General features: G+C 61.6%; 10 protein-coding genes. All 10 read left to right on the top strand.

The annotated features are described in order from the left end of the window. Positions 1 to 88: 88 nt before the first annotated feature. The 10 genes from betI to yccS all read left to right on the top strand — a co-directional run bounded on the left by betI (position 89) and on the right by yccS (position 14857). Positions 89 to 682, top strand: a complete 594-nt coding sequence (betI, locus tag AC07O1_RS14280) for a transcriptional regulator BetI (RefSeq protein ID WP_495089131.1) — start codon at positions 89 to 91, stop codon at positions 680 to 682. A 107-nt stretch (positions 683 to 789) separates the two neighbouring features. Continuing rightward, on the top strand, positions 790 to 2262 hold the full coding sequence (gene betB / locus AC07O1_RS14275; protein WP_495089130.1) for a betaine-aldehyde dehydrogenase: 1473 nt from the start codon (positions 790 to 792) through the stop codon (positions 2260 to 2262). A gap of 153 nt (positions 2263 to 2415) precedes the next feature. Further along, positions 2416 to 4119 (top strand): choline dehydrogenase, encoded by a 1704-nt coding sequence (gene betA / locus AC07O1_RS14270; protein WP_495089129.1) that lies wholly within the window; start codon positions 2416 to 2418, stop codon positions 4117 to 4119. A 266-nt stretch (positions 4120 to 4385) separates the two neighbouring features. Further along, the gene (locus tag AC07O1_RS14265) at positions 4386 to 5081 is read left to right on the top strand and encodes an RraA family protein (protein WP_029297314.1); all 696 of its coding nucleotides are present in this window, start codon (positions 4386 to 4388) and stop codon (positions 5079 to 5081) included. 144 nt (positions 5082 to 5225) lie between these two features. Next, entirely contained in the window at positions 5226 to 6668 is a 1443-nt protein-coding gene (locus AC07O1_RS14260) for a TldD/PmbA family protein (protein ID WP_495089128.1), read from the top strand. Continuing rightward, positions 6668 to 8005 carry a TldD/PmbA family protein gene (locus tag AC07O1_RS14255; protein ID WP_494990647.1) on the top strand — a complete coding sequence of 446 codons (1338 nt, stop codon included), beginning with the start codon at positions 6668 to 6670 and terminating at the stop codon, positions 8003 to 8005. The genes AC07O1_RS14260 and AC07O1_RS14255 overlap by 1 nt, the downstream gene beginning before the upstream one ends. A 163-nt stretch (positions 8006 to 8168) precedes the next feature. Next, entirely contained in the window at positions 8169 to 9596 is a 1428-nt protein-coding gene (gene mdtD / locus AC07O1_RS14250) for a multidrug transporter subunit MdtD (protein ID WP_495089127.1), read from the top strand. A 154-nt stretch (positions 9597 to 9750) separates the two neighbouring features. Continuing rightward, positions 9751 to 11088: an ATP-dependent RNA helicase DbpA gene (gene dbpA / locus AC07O1_RS14245; RefSeq protein WP_495089191.1), complete on the top strand. Its 1338-nt coding sequence runs from the start codon at positions 9751 to 9753 to the stop codon at positions 11086 to 11088. Positions 11089 to 11232: 144 nt separating this feature from the next. Next, positions 11233 to 12411, top strand: a complete 1179-nt coding sequence (locus AC07O1_RS14240) for a BaiN/RdsA family NAD(P)/FAD-dependent oxidoreductase (RefSeq protein ID WP_495089126.1) — start codon at positions 11233 to 11235, stop codon at positions 12409 to 12411. Between the two features lie 262 nt (positions 12412 to 12673). Further along, entirely contained in the window at positions 12674 to 14857 is a 2184-nt protein-coding gene (gene yccS / locus AC07O1_RS14235) for a YccS family putative transporter (RefSeq protein ID WP_495089125.1), read from the top strand. Positions 14858 to 14957: the final 100 nt, after the last annotated feature.

The raw sequence follows: 14957 nt of genomic DNA, 5'->3' as shown, positions 1-14957 counted from the left end.
GATTGAACGTTCAATCAAAACAAAATAGACTGGCCTTCACGTCAGTGGTCACTGGTCGACTGCTGGCAGGCCTAAGGAGATGTGCAAGATGCCCAAGGTCGGTATGCAACCCATACGCCGCCAGCAGTTGATCGAAGCCACCTTGCTGGCAGTCGATCAGGTCGGAATGGGGGACGCCAGCATTGCGCTGATCGCCCGTTTGGCCGGTGTCTCGAATGGCATCATCAGTCACTATTTTCAGGACAAGAATGGCCTGATCGCCGCCACGATGCGGTATCTGATGAGCGTCCTGAGCGAGAACGTCACCGCGCGCCGCCAGGCGCTGGAAGATAGCTGCCCACGGGCTCATCTCCAGGTGATTATCGAAGGCAACTTCGACGCCAGCCAGGTCAATGGCCCGGCAATGAAAACCTGGCTGGCCTTCTGGGCCACCAGCATGCACCACCCGTCATTGCACAGGTTGCAGCGGATCAACGATCACCGACTGTATTCCAACCTGTGTTGCCAGTTCCGCCGAGTGCTGCCGATTGACGCAGCACGCAGCGCAGCACGCGGTCTGGCAGCCCTGATTGACGGTTTGTGGTTGCGCGGCGCGCTGTCGGGAGATGCTTTCGACACCGAGCAGGCGCAACGGATTGCTTACGAATACATGGATTTCCAACTGGCTAAGCAGGAGCGCTAGAGCACACATAACCGCTCGGCCCCTGAACGGCCACTGACCAGCGATGCCCAGGCTTTACGGCACGCCCAGTGGTTAACGCCAACCACTTATGCACTTGCGAGGACACTATGGCCCGTTTCGAACTGCAAAAACTTTACATCGACGGCGGTTACTCCGACGCCAGCGGCGACGCCACCTTCGAAGCCATCAACCCGGCTAACGGTGAAGTTCTCGCACAAGTGCAACGTGCGACCTTCGCTGACGTCGAGCGCGCCGTTGTTGCCGCCGAAAAGGGCCAGAAAGTCTGGGCCGCGATGACCGCCATGCAGCGTTCGCGCATCCTGCGTCGTGCCGTTGAAATCCTCCGCGAGCGCAACGACGAACTGGCCGTTCTGGAAACCCTGGACACCGGCAAGTCGTACTCGGAAACCCGTTACGTCGACATCGTTACCGGCGCTGACGTGCTCGAGTACTACGCCGGTCTGGTCCCGGCCATCGAAGGCGAGCAGATCCCGCTGCGCACTACCTCTTTCGTCTACACCCGTCGCGAGCCGCTGGGCGTCGTCGCGGGTATCGGCGCGTGGAACTATCCGATCCAGATCGCTCTGTGGAAATCCGCTCCGGCCCTGGCGGCCGGTAACGCGATGATCTTCAAGCCAAGCGAAGTCACCTCCCTGACTACCCTGAAGCTGGCTGAGATCTACACCGAAGCCGGCCTGCCGGATGGCGTGTTCAACGTTCTGACCGGCAGCGGCCGTGAAGTCGGCACCTGGCTGACCGAGCACCCACGCATCGAAAAAATCTCTTTCACCGGCGGCACCGACACCGGCAAGAAGGTCATGGCCAGCGCTTCCAGCTCCTCGCTCAAAGACGTGACCATGGAGCTGGGCGGAAAATCCCCGCTGATCATTTTCGACGACGCCGATCTTGATCGCGCTGCCGACACCGCGATGATGGCCAACTTCTACAGCTCCGGTCAGGTCTGCACCAACGGCACTCGCGTGTTCGTTCCGAGCCACCTGAAAGCCGCTTTCGAAGCCAAAATCGTTGAGCGCGTTGCGCGCATTCGCATTGGCAACCCGCAAGACGAAAACACCAACTTCGGCCCACTGGTCAGCTTCGCCCACATGGAAAGCGTGCTCGGCTACATCGCCAAAGGTAAAGAAGAAGGCGCCCGCGTTCTGTGCGGCGGCGAACGTCTGACCGACGGCGAATTCGCCAAAGGCGCGTTCGTGGCACCGACCGTGTTCACCGACTGCACCGACGAGATGACCATCGTCCGCGAAGAAATCTTCGGCCCGGTGATGAGCATCCTCACCTACGAAACCGAAGAAGAAGTGATCCGCCGTGCCAACGACACCGAGTTCGGCCTGGCCGCTGGCGTCGTCACCAAGGACCTGAACCGCGCTCACCGCGTGATTCATCAACTGGAAGCCGGTATCTGCTGGATCAACGCCTGGGGCGAGTCGGCGGCGGAAATGCCGGTTGGCGGCTTCAAGCAATCGGGCGTGGGTCGCGAAAACGGCATCAGCTCGCTGAACAACTTCACACGCATCAAATCGGTACAGGTCGAGCTGGGCGAATACAACTCGGTGTTCTAAGACTCGAGTCTTTCACCTCTCGCGAGGCCGCCTCGCGAGCAAGCTCGCTCCTACAGGTTTTGCGCGGGCCCTGTAGGAGCGAGCTTGCTCGCGATCGAGTGCGCAGCACTCGCAACGGCCCCACCTGACCCAACATCAAAGAGGGTGCATTCAATGTCCCAAGAATTCGACTACATCATCATTGGTGCCGGCTCTGCCGGTAACACCCTGGCGACCCGTCTGACTGAAGACGAAGGCGTCACCGTGCTGCTGCTCGAAGCAGGCGGCCCGGACTACCGTTACGACTTCCGCACGCAAATGCCTGCGGCCCTGGCGTTTCCGCTGCAAGGCCGTCGCTACAACTGGGCCTACGAAACCGACCCAGAGCCACACATGGATGGCCGTCGGATGGAATGCGGTCGCGGCAAGGGCCTGGGCGGTTCTTCGCTGATCAACGGCATGTGCTACATCCGCGGTAACGCCATGGACTACGACGGCTGGGCGAAAAACCCTGGCCTGGAAGACTGGACCTACCTGGACTGCCTGCCGTACTTCCGCAAAGCGGAAACCCGCGACATCGGCCCGAACGACTACCACGGTGGCGAAGGCCCGGTCAGCGTGACCACGCCCAAAGCCGGCAACAACCCGCTGTTCCACGCGATGGTTGAAGCAGGCGTGCAGGCCGGTTACCCGCGCACCGAAGATCTGAACGGCTACCAGCAGGAAGGTTTCGGTCCAATGGACCGTACCGTGACGCCTAAAGGCCGTCGCTCCAGCACCGCACGCGGCTACCTGGACATCGCCAAAAAGCGTTCGACCCTGCACATCGTCACCCACGCTCTGACCGACAAGATTCTGTTCGAGGGCAAACGTGCCGTTGGCGTACGTTACCTGGTGGGCAGCGCCGAAGAGCGCGTTGAAGCCCGTGCACGCAAGGAAGTGCTGCTGTGCAGCGGCGCGATCGCTTCGCCACAGATCCTGCAACGCTCCGGCGTCGGCCCGGCCCAATTGCTGAAAAGCCTGGACATCCCGGTCGTTCACGATCTGCCAGGTGTTGGCGAGAACCTGCAAGACCACCTGGAGCTTTACCTGCAGTACGCCTGCACCCAGCCGGTCTCGCTGTACCCCTCGCTGCTGCTGCACAACCAGCCGGCCATCGGTGCCGAATGGTTGTTCAACGGCACCGGTATCGGCGCCAGCAACCAGTTCGAGGCCGGTGGTTTTATCCGTACTCGTCCGGACTTCAAATGGCCGAACATTCAGTACCACTTCCTGCCGGTTGCGATTAACTACAACGGCAGCAACGGTGTGAAGGAGCACGGTTTCCAGGCGCACATGGGCTCCATGCGTTCGCCAAGCCGCGGCCGCATCCAGGTCAAATCCAAGGATCCGCGCCAGCACCCGAGCATCCTGTTCAACTACATGGCCACCGAGCAAGACTGGCAGGAATTTCGCGACGGCATCCGCCTGACCCGTGAAATCATGCAGCAGCCGGCACTCGACGCCTTCCGTGGTCGCGAACTGAGCCCGGGCATCGAGGTGCAAACCGACGAGCAACTGGACAAGTTCATCCGTGAACACGCCGAAACCGCGTTCCACCCGTCCTGCTCGTGCAAAATGGGCACCGACGAGATGGCCGTGGTCGATGGCCAGGGTCGCGTCCACGGGATGCAAGGCCTGCGCGTGATCGACGCCTCGATCATGCCGCTGATCACCACCGGTAACCTGAACGCGCCAACGATCATGATCGCCGAGAAAATCGCCGACAAGATCCGTGGTCGCAAGCCACTGCCTCGCAGCAAGGCCAAGTACTATGTGGCGGGCAACGCCCCGGTACGTGGCAAGCCACTGCGTGAAGTGGGCCCAACCGCGCAGTAACCGTTACACCGCGGTGCTGCCTTCGCGAGCAAGCCCGCTCCCACATTAGTTTTGTGTCGAGTCACTATTAAGTGTTCAACGCAAATCCAATGTGGGAGCGGGCTTGCTCGCGAATGGCGCCCGACCAAACAACACATCACCTCCTGCGGTAACCCGCTTCACCCTTGATCCCACCCCCCGCGCAGGCCTAATCTAGTCACCGCGCAAACGTTTCACCCCCCGCCCCCATCGACAAGCCGCCACCTGGCTGGCCACGAGGCATACTCATGTTTGATGTCGTTTCTTCGAGCAAATGGCCCACCGGCTTCCTGATCAATCCAAACGTTGAACCCCTCGATCCAAAATGGCTGAAGGAATTCAGCAAGATCCCCGCCGCTGCCGTCAGCGATTGCCTGGGCCGCAATGTCGGTGGCCTGGGTCTCAAAGCCTTCCACGGTAACGCTCCGATGCTTGGCAGCGCGCTGACCGTGCGCGTGCGCCCCGGCGACAACCTGATGATTCTCAAAGCCATGCAGATGGCCCGCCCCGGTGACGTGCTGGTGATCGACGGCAGCGCCGACCTGACTCGCGCAGTGTTCGGCGGCATCATGCGCGCCATGGCGCTGAAAGCCGGAATCGTCGGCGTGGTGATCAACGGTGCTCTGCGCGACCTCGACGAATGGCAAACCGGTGAACTGCCGGCCTACGCCATCGGCGGCGTACACCGTGGCCCGAGCACCGACGGCGGCGGTGAAATCAACGTGCCGATTTCCTGTGCCGGGATGCTCGTCGCACCAGGCGACCTGATGATCGGCGACGGTGACGGTGTGGTGGCCGCATCGCGCAGCGAACTGCCGGAACTGTTGGTGCGTTGCCACGACCTGCTGGCCCGCGAAAAAGCGACATTGGCAGCAATTGAAGCCGGCACCCTGGACCCGGATCGCTTCGACGCCATATTGCGCGCCAAGGGTTGCCCGGTTTAACCGCCTTACCACCTGATCGTTCCCACGCTCTGCGTGGGAATGCCTCAATGGACGCTCCGCGTCCGCTTCGGATGTGACGCAGAGCGTCACGGGCTGCATTCCCACGCGGAGCGTGGGAACGATCTTTTTAAGGAGGTTCCCCGCATGTTCGATTTCCACCCCCAGCTCAAGCAGCGCTTCGCTGCGTTGCGCACAGGCGCTGAATTCTTTTCGCTGCGCTACGTGCGTGAGTCGGGCCAGTACCTGTCGGTGCGCAAGAACGTTGCAGAGCCCCCACACCTTGGCCGCGACGAAGGCGCGATGCTGACCGCACGGGTCAACGGCGTTGAAGCCTATGCCGCGACCAACGATCTTTCCCAATCCGGCCTGCAAGCCGCCCTCGAACGGGCCGAGCAGCAAGCCCGGTTGATCGCCGCCCACGCCCTGCTCGACCTGCGCCAACAGCCGGTTTCCAGCGAGCGCGGCGATTACTTGTCACCGAACTTCGAACACCCCTTCCCATCCCTGAGTGACTGCTACCAGTTACTTGGAGACGAATCCGCCGCCGTGCCAAAAGACCAGCGGCTGGTGAACTGGGAAGTGAGCATCGGCATCACCAATGTCGAGCAGATCTACCTCAACAGTGCAGGTGCCGAACTGCGCCAGGCGCAGCGTTTCGTCTACCCGAGCCTGGAGGTTACCGCCTACGACGGCAGCGACAGCCAGACCCGCAGCCTGGGCCGCGAGAACTTCGGCCAGCAGGGCGGCGCCGACGTGATCAGCCGCTGCGGGCTGGTGGGCGCCGGCCCAACAGTGGCCGACCAGGCCCTGCAACTGCTGCTGGCGCCGAACACCCCGCAAGGCCCGCGCGACCTGTTGTTGATGCCGGACCAGATGATGCTGCAGATCCACGAGTCCATCGGTCACCCGCTGGAACTGGATCGCATCCTCGGCGACGAGCGCAATTACGCCGGCACCAGTTTCGTCAAAGCCGGCGACTTCGGCAGCCTGCAATACGGCTCCAAATTGCTCAACGTGACCTTCGACCCGGACATTCCCGAACAGCTCGCCAGCTACGGCCATGACGACGACGGTACGGCCGCCAGCAAACAATTCCTGATCCGTGACGGGTTGCTGCTGCGTCCGCTGGGCGGCGCGCTGTCGCAATACCGCTCCGGCCTCGACGGCGTCGCCAACAGCCGCGCCTGTAGCTGGAACCGTCCGCCGATCGATCGCATGGCCAACTTGAATATCGAGCCGGGCGATCAGCCTCTTGAGCAACTGATCGGCGGTATCGAGCACGGCGTGCTGATGTCGACCAACCGCTCCTGGTCGATCGACGATGCGCGCAACAAATTCCAGTTCGGCTGCGAATGGGGCCAGTTGATCGAAAACGGCGAACTCAAGGGCGTCGTGAAGAACCCCAACTACCGTGCCATTTCCGCGCAGTTCTGGCGCAACCTCAGCGCCGTCGGTGACGCCGGCACCTTCAAGGTCCTCGGCACGCCGAACTGCGGCAAAGGCGAGCCAAATCAGGTGATCCGCGTCGGCCATGCATCGCCCGCCTGCGTATTCAGCAACGTTGATGTGTTTGGAGGGGATGCCTGATGAGTACTGCCATGAGTCAGGAGCAACAATTCCAGGCACTGGTCGGTTGGTTGCAGGGCAACCTGCGCGAGCCAGAGCAATTCACCCTGAGCTACGACGCCGAATCCTCGGAGTTCATTCGTTTCAACCATGCCAAGGTGCGTCAGGCCGGGCATGTGCAGCAGGCCAGCCTGAGCTTCAAGCTGATTGACGATGGTCGTCATGCAAACCTCGGCATCACCCTCGCCGGCGACCCGCAAGTCGACCGTCAGCGCCTGGCCGAAGGCCTGCAACAGCTGCGCGAAACCTTGCCGTTGTTGCCGCAGGACCCGTATCTGTTGCTCAACTACAACGGCTGGCAGAGCCAGAATGTGCAGGACCACCCACTACCGGACACCGCCCAGGTCGTTGAAGCCATCAGCCGTGCCGCTGACGGGCTCGACCTGGTCGGCTTCTATGCTGCCGGTCCTGTCAGCCGTGGCTTCGCCAGCTCGGCCGGGGCCTTTGGCTGGCATCAGGCCAACAGTTTCAACTTCGACTTCAGCCTGTTTCACGCCAACGGCCAAGCGGTGAAAGCCAGCTACGCCGGGCATGACTGGAGCAGCGAGGGTTTCGCCAAGCGCTTCCAGCAGGCCCGCGAGCAGTTGCAATACCTGAGCCGCCCCCTGCGCACGTTGGCGCCGGGACAGTACCGTGCTTACCTCGCGCCGGCTGCCCTTGAAGAAATTCTGGGCATGCTCTGCTGGGGCGGTTTTTCAGCCCGCTCGATCGCCAGCAAGAGCAGTCCGCTGCAACGACTGTACGGCGGCGATTGCGCGTTCAGCCCGCTGGTGTCTCTGGATGAGAAAGTGACAGGCTCGCTGAGCCCGGCGTTTTCCGGCGAGGGTTATCCGCGTAGCGATCTGACGCTGATCAATGCCGGCCAGGCTGATGCGCAACTGGTCAACTCGCGCAGTGCCGCCGAATACGGCCTCACCGCCAACGGCGCCGCTAGCGGCGAAGCGCCGAGTGCATTGAACATGGCGGCGGGTTCGCTGGCGCAGGAGGACATTCTCAAGCAACTGGGAACGGGCCTGTACATCAGCAACCTCTGGTACCTGAACTACTCGGACCTGCCGGCAGCACGCCTGACCGGCATGACTCGCTTCGCCACCTTCTGGGTGGAAAACGGCGAGATACAGGCACCGGTCAGCACCATGCGTTTCGACGACAGCGCCTACAGCTTGCTCGGCTCGCAACTGGAAGCACTGACCCGCGAGCGGGAACTGATTTTGTCGGCCAGTACCTACAGCCAGCGCCAAACCGCCTCGGCGCTGCTGCCGGGAGCACTGGTCAGCCGACTCACGTTGACCCTGTAGTGACGCACGTTGCCCCTGTAGTGACGATCGTTCCCACGCTCTGCGTGGGAGTGTATCCATGGACGCTCTGCGTCCGCTCTTGAACTGTGACGCGGAGCGTCACGGGCTGCATTCCCACGCAGAGCGTGGGAACGATCACTGACTCACACTCACAAGAGGTCCCATGCCCAACCGCCCGACGCTTGATGCAACAACCGCCCGCTGGGTGCCGTGGGTAGTGGCCATCGCGTTTTTCATGCAGTCCCTCGACGGGACAATCCTCAACACAGCATTGCCCGCCATGGCCCGGGATCTGGCGGAGGACCCGCTGCGCATGCAAGGCGTGGTCATCGCCTACATGCTCACTGTGGCCCTGCTGATTCCCGCCTCGGGCTGGATCGCCGACCGCTTCGGCACCAAAAAGATTTTCTTCGGCGCGATATTTCTGTTCAGCATCGGCTCGCTGCTCTGCGCGTTATCCCACTCGCTGAACATGCTGATCGGCGCCCGGGTCGTGCAGGGTCTGGGCGGCGCACTGATGTTGCCGGTAGGCAGGCTGGTGGTGCTGCGGGCTTACCCACGCTCTGATCTGGTGCGGATTATGGGTTTCATCACCATTCCCGGCCTGCTCGGCCCGCTGCTCGGCCCGACCATGGGCGGCTGGATGGTGCAGTACCTGACCTGGCACTGGATTTTCCTGATCAATCTGCCGGTCGGCCTGATCGGCTGCTACGCCGTCTGGCGCTTCATTCCCGACCTGCGCGGCAGCGAGCGCACGCGCTTCGACGGCCTCGGTTTCCTGTTCTTCGGCGCGGCGATGGTACTGATCACCATCGCCATGGAGGGTCTCGGCGAACTGCACCTGCCGCACTTGCGGGTGATGTTGCTGCTGTTCGGCGGCATGGCCTGCCTCGCGGCGTATTGGCTGCGGGCCGGGCACATCGACAACCCCTTGTTTGCACCGTCGCTATTCAAGACCCGGACCTTTGCCGTGGGCATCCTCGGTAACCTGTTCGCCCGTCTGGGCAGCGGCGCCCTGCCGTTTCTGGTGCCGTTGCTGCTGCAAATCGCCCTCGGTTATTCGCCGTCCCAGGCCGGGATGAGCATGCTGCCGCTGGCCGCGGCGGCAATGATCGCCAAATCCATCGCCCGGCCGCTGATCGAACGCCTGGGTTATCGGATCCTGCTCACCGGCAACACCCTGGCGCTGGGTTTACTGCTGGCGAGCATGGGGCTGGTCAGCGAACAAACGCCTTACGGGTTGTTGCTGTTTCAATTGGCGCTGCTCGGTGCAGTCAACTCGTTGCAGTTCACCGCGATGAACACCGTCACCCTGATCGACCTCGACGACGCCAGCGCCAGCAGCGGCAACAGCCTGCTGTCGGTGGTCGCACAGCTATCCCTGAGTCTGGGCGTGGCCTGTGCCGGTGCTCTGCTCGGCGGCTTTACCGCTGAGGTGGGCAACGACGGTGTGAACAGCGTTTTGGGCGCCTTCCAGTTGACCTTCGTGACCGTCGGCATCATGGCAATGCTGGCTGCGGCGATCTTTTTGCAACTGTCGCCAAAAGACGGCCGGCGTATTCGCCGTCCGCAAGAGCACATCGAGCCGTAGTTTCTGACAAAAGGTGCCCGCACCTGGCTACTTTTCGTCCATAACTTGCGGGGAAAATGCTTGGGACTGGTACACTGCGCGACATTTTGTTTTGCAGGCCAGTCCCGTGACCACCATCGCCACCGCTTTTAATACTTTGCCGCTGTCCGCCGCCATGCTGGCTAACCTCGACTCCCTCGGTTATGCCCAGATGACGCCGATCCAGGCGCAAAGCTTGCCGGTGATCCTCAAGGGGATGGACCTGATCGCCCAGGCCAAGACCGGTAGCGGCAAAACCGCCGCCTTCGGTATCGGCCTGTTGAACCCGATCAATCCGCGCTTCTTTGGCTGCCAGGCACTGGTCATCTGCCCGACCCGTGAGCTGGCCGACCAGGTCGCCAAGGAAATCCGTCGCCTGGCCCGCGCCGAAGACAACATCAAGGTCCTGACCCTGTGCGGCGGCGTGTCCTTCGGCCCGCAGATCGGTTCGCTGGAACACGGCGCGCACATCATCGTCGGCACCCCGGGCCGGATTCAGCAGCACCTGCGCAAGGGTTCGCTGGTGCTCCATGGACTGAACACCCTGATCCTCGACGAAGCCGACCGCATGCTCGACATGGGTTTCTACGATTCCATCGAAGAAATCATCGCCCAGTCCCCGGAGCGTCGCCAGACCCTGCTGTTCTCCGCCACCTACCCGGTGGGCATCAAGCAGCTGGCGTCGAAGTTCATGCGCAACCCGCAGCAAGTGAAGGCCGAGGCGTTCCACGACGACACGCAGATCGAACAGCGTTTCTTCGAGATTTCGCCGGAAGAGCGCATGGACGCGGTGGTCAAGGTCCTCGCGCATTTCCGTCCGCAATCCACTGTGGCGTTCTGCTTCACCAAGCAGCAGGTGCAGGAAACCGTTGATCACCTGACCGCCAAAGGCATTTCCGCCGTCGGCCTGCATGGCGACCTGGAACAGCGTGATCGTGACCAGGTGCTGGCGATGTTCGCCAACCGCAGTACTTCGGTACTGGTCGCCACTGACGTCGCCGCTCGCGGTCTGGACATCGATGCGCTGGACATGGTGGTCAACGTCGAACTGGCCCGTGACTCGGAAATCCACATCCACCGCGTCGGCCGTACCGGTCGTGCCGGTGAGAAAGGCATTGCGATCAGTCTGGTCGCGCCGTCCGAAGCCCATCGCGCCCAGGCCATCGAGCTGCTGCAGAAATCGCCACTGAGCTGGGACCAACTGGACAACCTGAAATCCCAGGGCGGCGCCCCGCTGCTGCCGGCCATGAGCACCCTGTGCATCGGCGCCGGCCGTAAAGACAAGGTTCGCCCGGGCGATATCCTCGGCGCCCTGACCGGCGATGCCGGCATCCCGGGTGCCCAGGTCGGCAAAATCGCGATCTTCGACTTCCAGGCCTACGTGGCCGTGGAACGCACAATCGCCAAGCAGGCTGTGCAGCGCTTGAGCGAAGGCAAAATCAAAGGCCGGTCGCTGCGCGTGCGGATTTTGTAAGAACATCGCAACAATGATCGTTCCCACGCTACCGCGTGGGAATGCATCCCGTGACGCTCTGCGTCACAAAAGCGGACGCGGAGCGTCCAAGGCGGCGTTCCCACGCAGAGCGTGGGAACGATCGAACATGTTGAGGGTTTCGTTTTGCGCTCTACCGAAGTCGTGATCATTGGCGCTGGCGCCGCAGGTTTGATGTGTGCACTGACCGCCGCCGGGCGTGGGCGCAAGGTGATGTTGATCGACCATGCAAACAAGGCCGGCAAGAAAATCCTGATGTCCGGTGGTGGGCGCTGCAATTTCACCAACATGTACACCGAACCGAACAATTTTCTCTCGCAGAACGCGCACTTCTGCAAATCCGCCCTCGCCCGCTACAACCAATGGGATTTCATCGGGTTGGTGGCCAAGCACGGCGTGCCGTACCACGAGAAGAAGCTCGGCCAGTTGTTCTGCGATAACAAATCCAGCGACATCCTCGCCATGCTGCTCGAGGAGTGCGAACAGGTCGGCGTCAGCCTGCACCTGGACACTTCGATCCAGCAGATCGAAAAACTCGAGAGCGGCTACCTGCTGGAAACCACCCTGGGGCAGTTGACCTGCGAATCCCTGGTGATCGCCACCGGCGGCCTGTCGATTCCAACCCTCGGTGCTACCGGTTTTGGCTACCAAGTGGCCAAGCAATTCGGCCATGAGCTGCTGCCGACTCGCGCAGGGCTGGTGCCGTTCACCATCACCGATCAGCTCAAAGAATTGTGCGGCGAGCTGTCGGGTACCTCGGTGGATTGCCTGGTGAGCTGCAACGATCAGAGTTTCCGCGAGAACATCCTGTTCACCCACCGCGGCCTGAGTGGCCCGGCAATTTTGCAGATCTCCTCGTACTGGCAATCGGGCGACACCGTGGAGATCAACCTGCTGCCCGATTACGACGTGCCGGGCTGGCTGCAACAGCAACAAGCCGAACGCCCCAACAGCGAGTTGAAAACCCTGCTTGGCGAGATCTTTACCAAGAAGATGGCCAACCTGCTGGCCGAACAATGGTTCGCCTCCAAGCCAATGAAGCAGTACACCCACGCTGAGTTGGCCGATATCGCCGAAAAGCTGGCGAGCTGGAAACTGGTGCCGGCCGGCACCGAAGGTTATCGCACCGCGGAAGTAACGTTGGGCGGCGTGGACACTCGCGAAGTGTCATCCAAAACCATGGAATCACTGAAAAGCCCAGGGCTGTATTTCATCGGCGAAGTACTGGACGTCACCGGGCACCTCGGCGGTTTCAACTTCCAGTGGGCCTGGGCCTCGGGTTACGCGGCCGCGCAATACGTTTAATCAACACAGACCTCCTGCGTAGCAGCCTGCGTCCGGCTGCGCGGCAGTCGTAAAACCAGACAGTGCGGTGTGCCAGGCAAATCGCGGCGCCTGACTTGCCAGGACTGCGTCCTGGAACGCAGCCTGCGGCAGCTGCTACATGGTGTTATCCAACAGTTGCTCCCACGGAACAGATTTTGCTGTCAGATGTGATCGACGCCATTGCGTCGACGTCATTACTGGCTCAATTTAGCTGCATTGCCCCGGAAGGCCTTCGCACTTCATGTCATCGACCTCGTTCCGTCAGTCTCTGCGGCGCCTTTGGGCGCTGGATAAATTCAGCTACAGCGTGCGGGTATTCGTCGCCCTGACCGGTACGATGGCGCTGTGTTGGTATCAGGATGAAATGGGGCTGCTGATCCCGTTGTTCCTGGGGATTATCGCCAGCGCCCTGGCCGAGACCGACGACGGCTGGCAAGGCCGCTTGAATGCCTTGGCCGTGACCCTGGTCTGTTTCAGCGTCGCGGCGCTTTCCGTCGAACTGTTATTCCCCTACCCGCTGATTTTTGTCGGCGCTCTGGCGCTGGCCAGTTTCAGCCTGACCATGCTCGGCGCCTTGGGCGAACGTTACGGTGCGATTGCTTCGGCGACCTTGATTCTCTCGGTCTACACCATGATTGGCGTGGACCAGCGCGGCGGCGCGGTCAACGACTTCTGGCATGAGCCGGTGCTGCTGGTGGCCGGTGCCGCCTGGTACGGCCTGCTATCCGTGCTGTGGCAGGCGCTGTTTTCCAACCAGCCGGTGCAACAGAGTCTCGCCCGGCTGTTTCGTGAGCTGGGTTATTACCTGAAGCTGAAGTCGTTGCTGTTCGAGCCGATCCGGCAGATGGATGTCGAGGCGCGGCGTCTGCAACTGGCCCAGCAAAACGGCCGGGTCGTCGCAGCGCTCAACGCCGCCAAGGAAATCATTCTGCATCGGGTCGGCAATGGCCGACCGGGCTCGAAAGTCAGCCGCTACCTGAAGCTGTACTTCCTCGCCCAGGACATCCACGAACGCGCCAGCTCTTCTCACTATCCCTACAACGCGCTGGCCGAAGCCTTTTTCCATAGCGACGTGCTGTTTCGCTGCCAGCGCCTGCTACGCCAGCAAGGCAAAGCCTGCCGGGCACTGGCCGAGACGATTCAGTTGCGCCAACCGTTCGTGTATGACGCCAACTTCGCCGAAGCGCTGAGCGACCTGCACGCCTCCCTCGAACACTTGCGCATCCAGAGCAACCCGGCCTGGCGCGGCTTGCTGCGCTCTTTGCGTGCCCTGGCGGCAAACCTGAGCACCCTCGACCGGCTGCTCAGCGATGCGAGCAACCCCGACAGCCTGGCCGACGCCACCGACAGCAGTCTGCTGGACCGTTCGCCGCGCAACCTCAAGGACGTCTGGACGCGCCTGCGAACCCAACTGACACCAACTTCGCTGTTGTTCCGCCATGCCCTGCGTTTACCCCTGGCCTTGAGCATTGGCTACGGCATGGTGCATTTGATTCACCCGTCCCAAGGCTATTGGATCATCCTCACCACACTGTTCGTCTGCCAGCCGAACTATGGCGCGACCCGGCGCAAGCTTGGTCAACGGGTCATCGGCACGGCGATCGGTTTGACTGCGGCCTGGGCACTGTTCGATCTATTCCCCAGCTCCCTGATCCAGTCGCTGTTCGCCATCGCCGCCGGGATAGTGTTCTTTATCAACCGCACCACCCGTTACACCCTGGCCACGGCGGCGATCACCTTGATGGTGCTGTTCTGCTTCAATCAGGTCGGCGATGGTTACGGGCTATTCCTGCCACGACTGCTCGATACCTTGCTCGGCAGCCTGATCGCGGGGCTTGCGGTGTTCCTGTTCCTGCCGGACTGGCAAGGTCGACGCTTGAACAAAGTGCTGGCCAATACCCTGACCTGCAACAGCATCTACTTGCGGCAAATCATGCAGCAATATGCCATCGGCAAAAGTGACGATCTGGCGTATCGCCTGGCCCGACGCAATGCCCACAACGCCGATGCGGCGCTGTCGACCACGCTGGCCAACATGCTGATGGAGCCGGGGCATTTTCGCAAAGAAGCCGACGTCGGTTTCCGCTTTCTGGTGCTCTCCCACACCTTGCTCAGCTACCTGTCGGGCCTCGGTGCCCACCGTGAAACCCCGTTACCGCCGCCAGTGCGCGAGCAGTTGATCGACGGCGCCGGCGTCAGCCTGGCGGCGAGCATCGATGAAATCGCTCAGGGGTTGGCAAGCAAACTGCCGATTGCGATTCAGAGCGATGCCGAAGAAGCGCTGGCCAATGAGCTGGAACAGATGCCGGATGAAATCGACGAAGGCCAGCGGCTGGTGCAAACCCAGCTGGCACTGATTTGCCGCCAGCTCGGCCCATTGCGGACCCTGGCGGCGCATTTGATCAAGGATACGAGCGAGGATTAGCAGGGCAGATCGTTCCCACGCTCTGAACTGACCCCACAAAGTTGGACGATTATCTATCTATGCCTGAGCGGCCTGAGTTCTGTATTCAACAGGACTCAGG

Source organism: Pseudomonas sp. GW821-FHT07G10, assembly GCF_059418545.1.
Note: the sequence above shows the minus strand (reverse complement) of the source record. Positions and strands in the feature narration are given on the sequence as shown.

Coding starts and splice junctions, on each gene's coding strand:
- betI (WP_495089131.1), top strand. CDS start 89: ATGCCCAAGGTCGGTATGCAACCCATACGCCGCCAGCAGTTGATCGAA.
- betB (WP_495089130.1), top strand. CDS start 790: ATGGCCCGTTTCGAACTGCAAAAACTTTACATCGACGGCGGTTACTCC.
- betA (WP_495089129.1), top strand. CDS start 2,416: ATGTCCCAAGAATTCGACTACATCATCATTGGTGCCGGCTCTGCCGGT.
- AC07O1_RS14265 (WP_029297314.1), top strand. CDS start 4,386: ATGTTTGATGTCGTTTCTTCGAGCAAATGGCCCACCGGCTTCCTGATC.
- AC07O1_RS14260 (WP_495089128.1), top strand. CDS start 5,226: ATGTTCGATTTCCACCCCCAGCTCAAGCAGCGCTTCGCTGCGTTGCGC.
- AC07O1_RS14255 (WP_494990647.1), top strand. CDS start 6,668: ATGAGTACTGCCATGAGTCAGGAGCAACAATTCCAGGCACTGGTCGGT.
- mdtD (WP_495089127.1), top strand. CDS start 8,169: ATGCCCAACCGCCCGACGCTTGATGCAACAACCGCCCGCTGGGTGCCG.
- dbpA (WP_495089191.1), top strand. CDS start 9,751: ATGCTGGCTAACCTCGACTCCCTCGGTTATGCCCAGATGACGCCGATC.
- yccS (WP_495089125.1), top strand. CDS start 12,674: ATGTCATCGACCTCGTTCCGTCAGTCTCTGCGGCGCCTTTGGGCGCTG.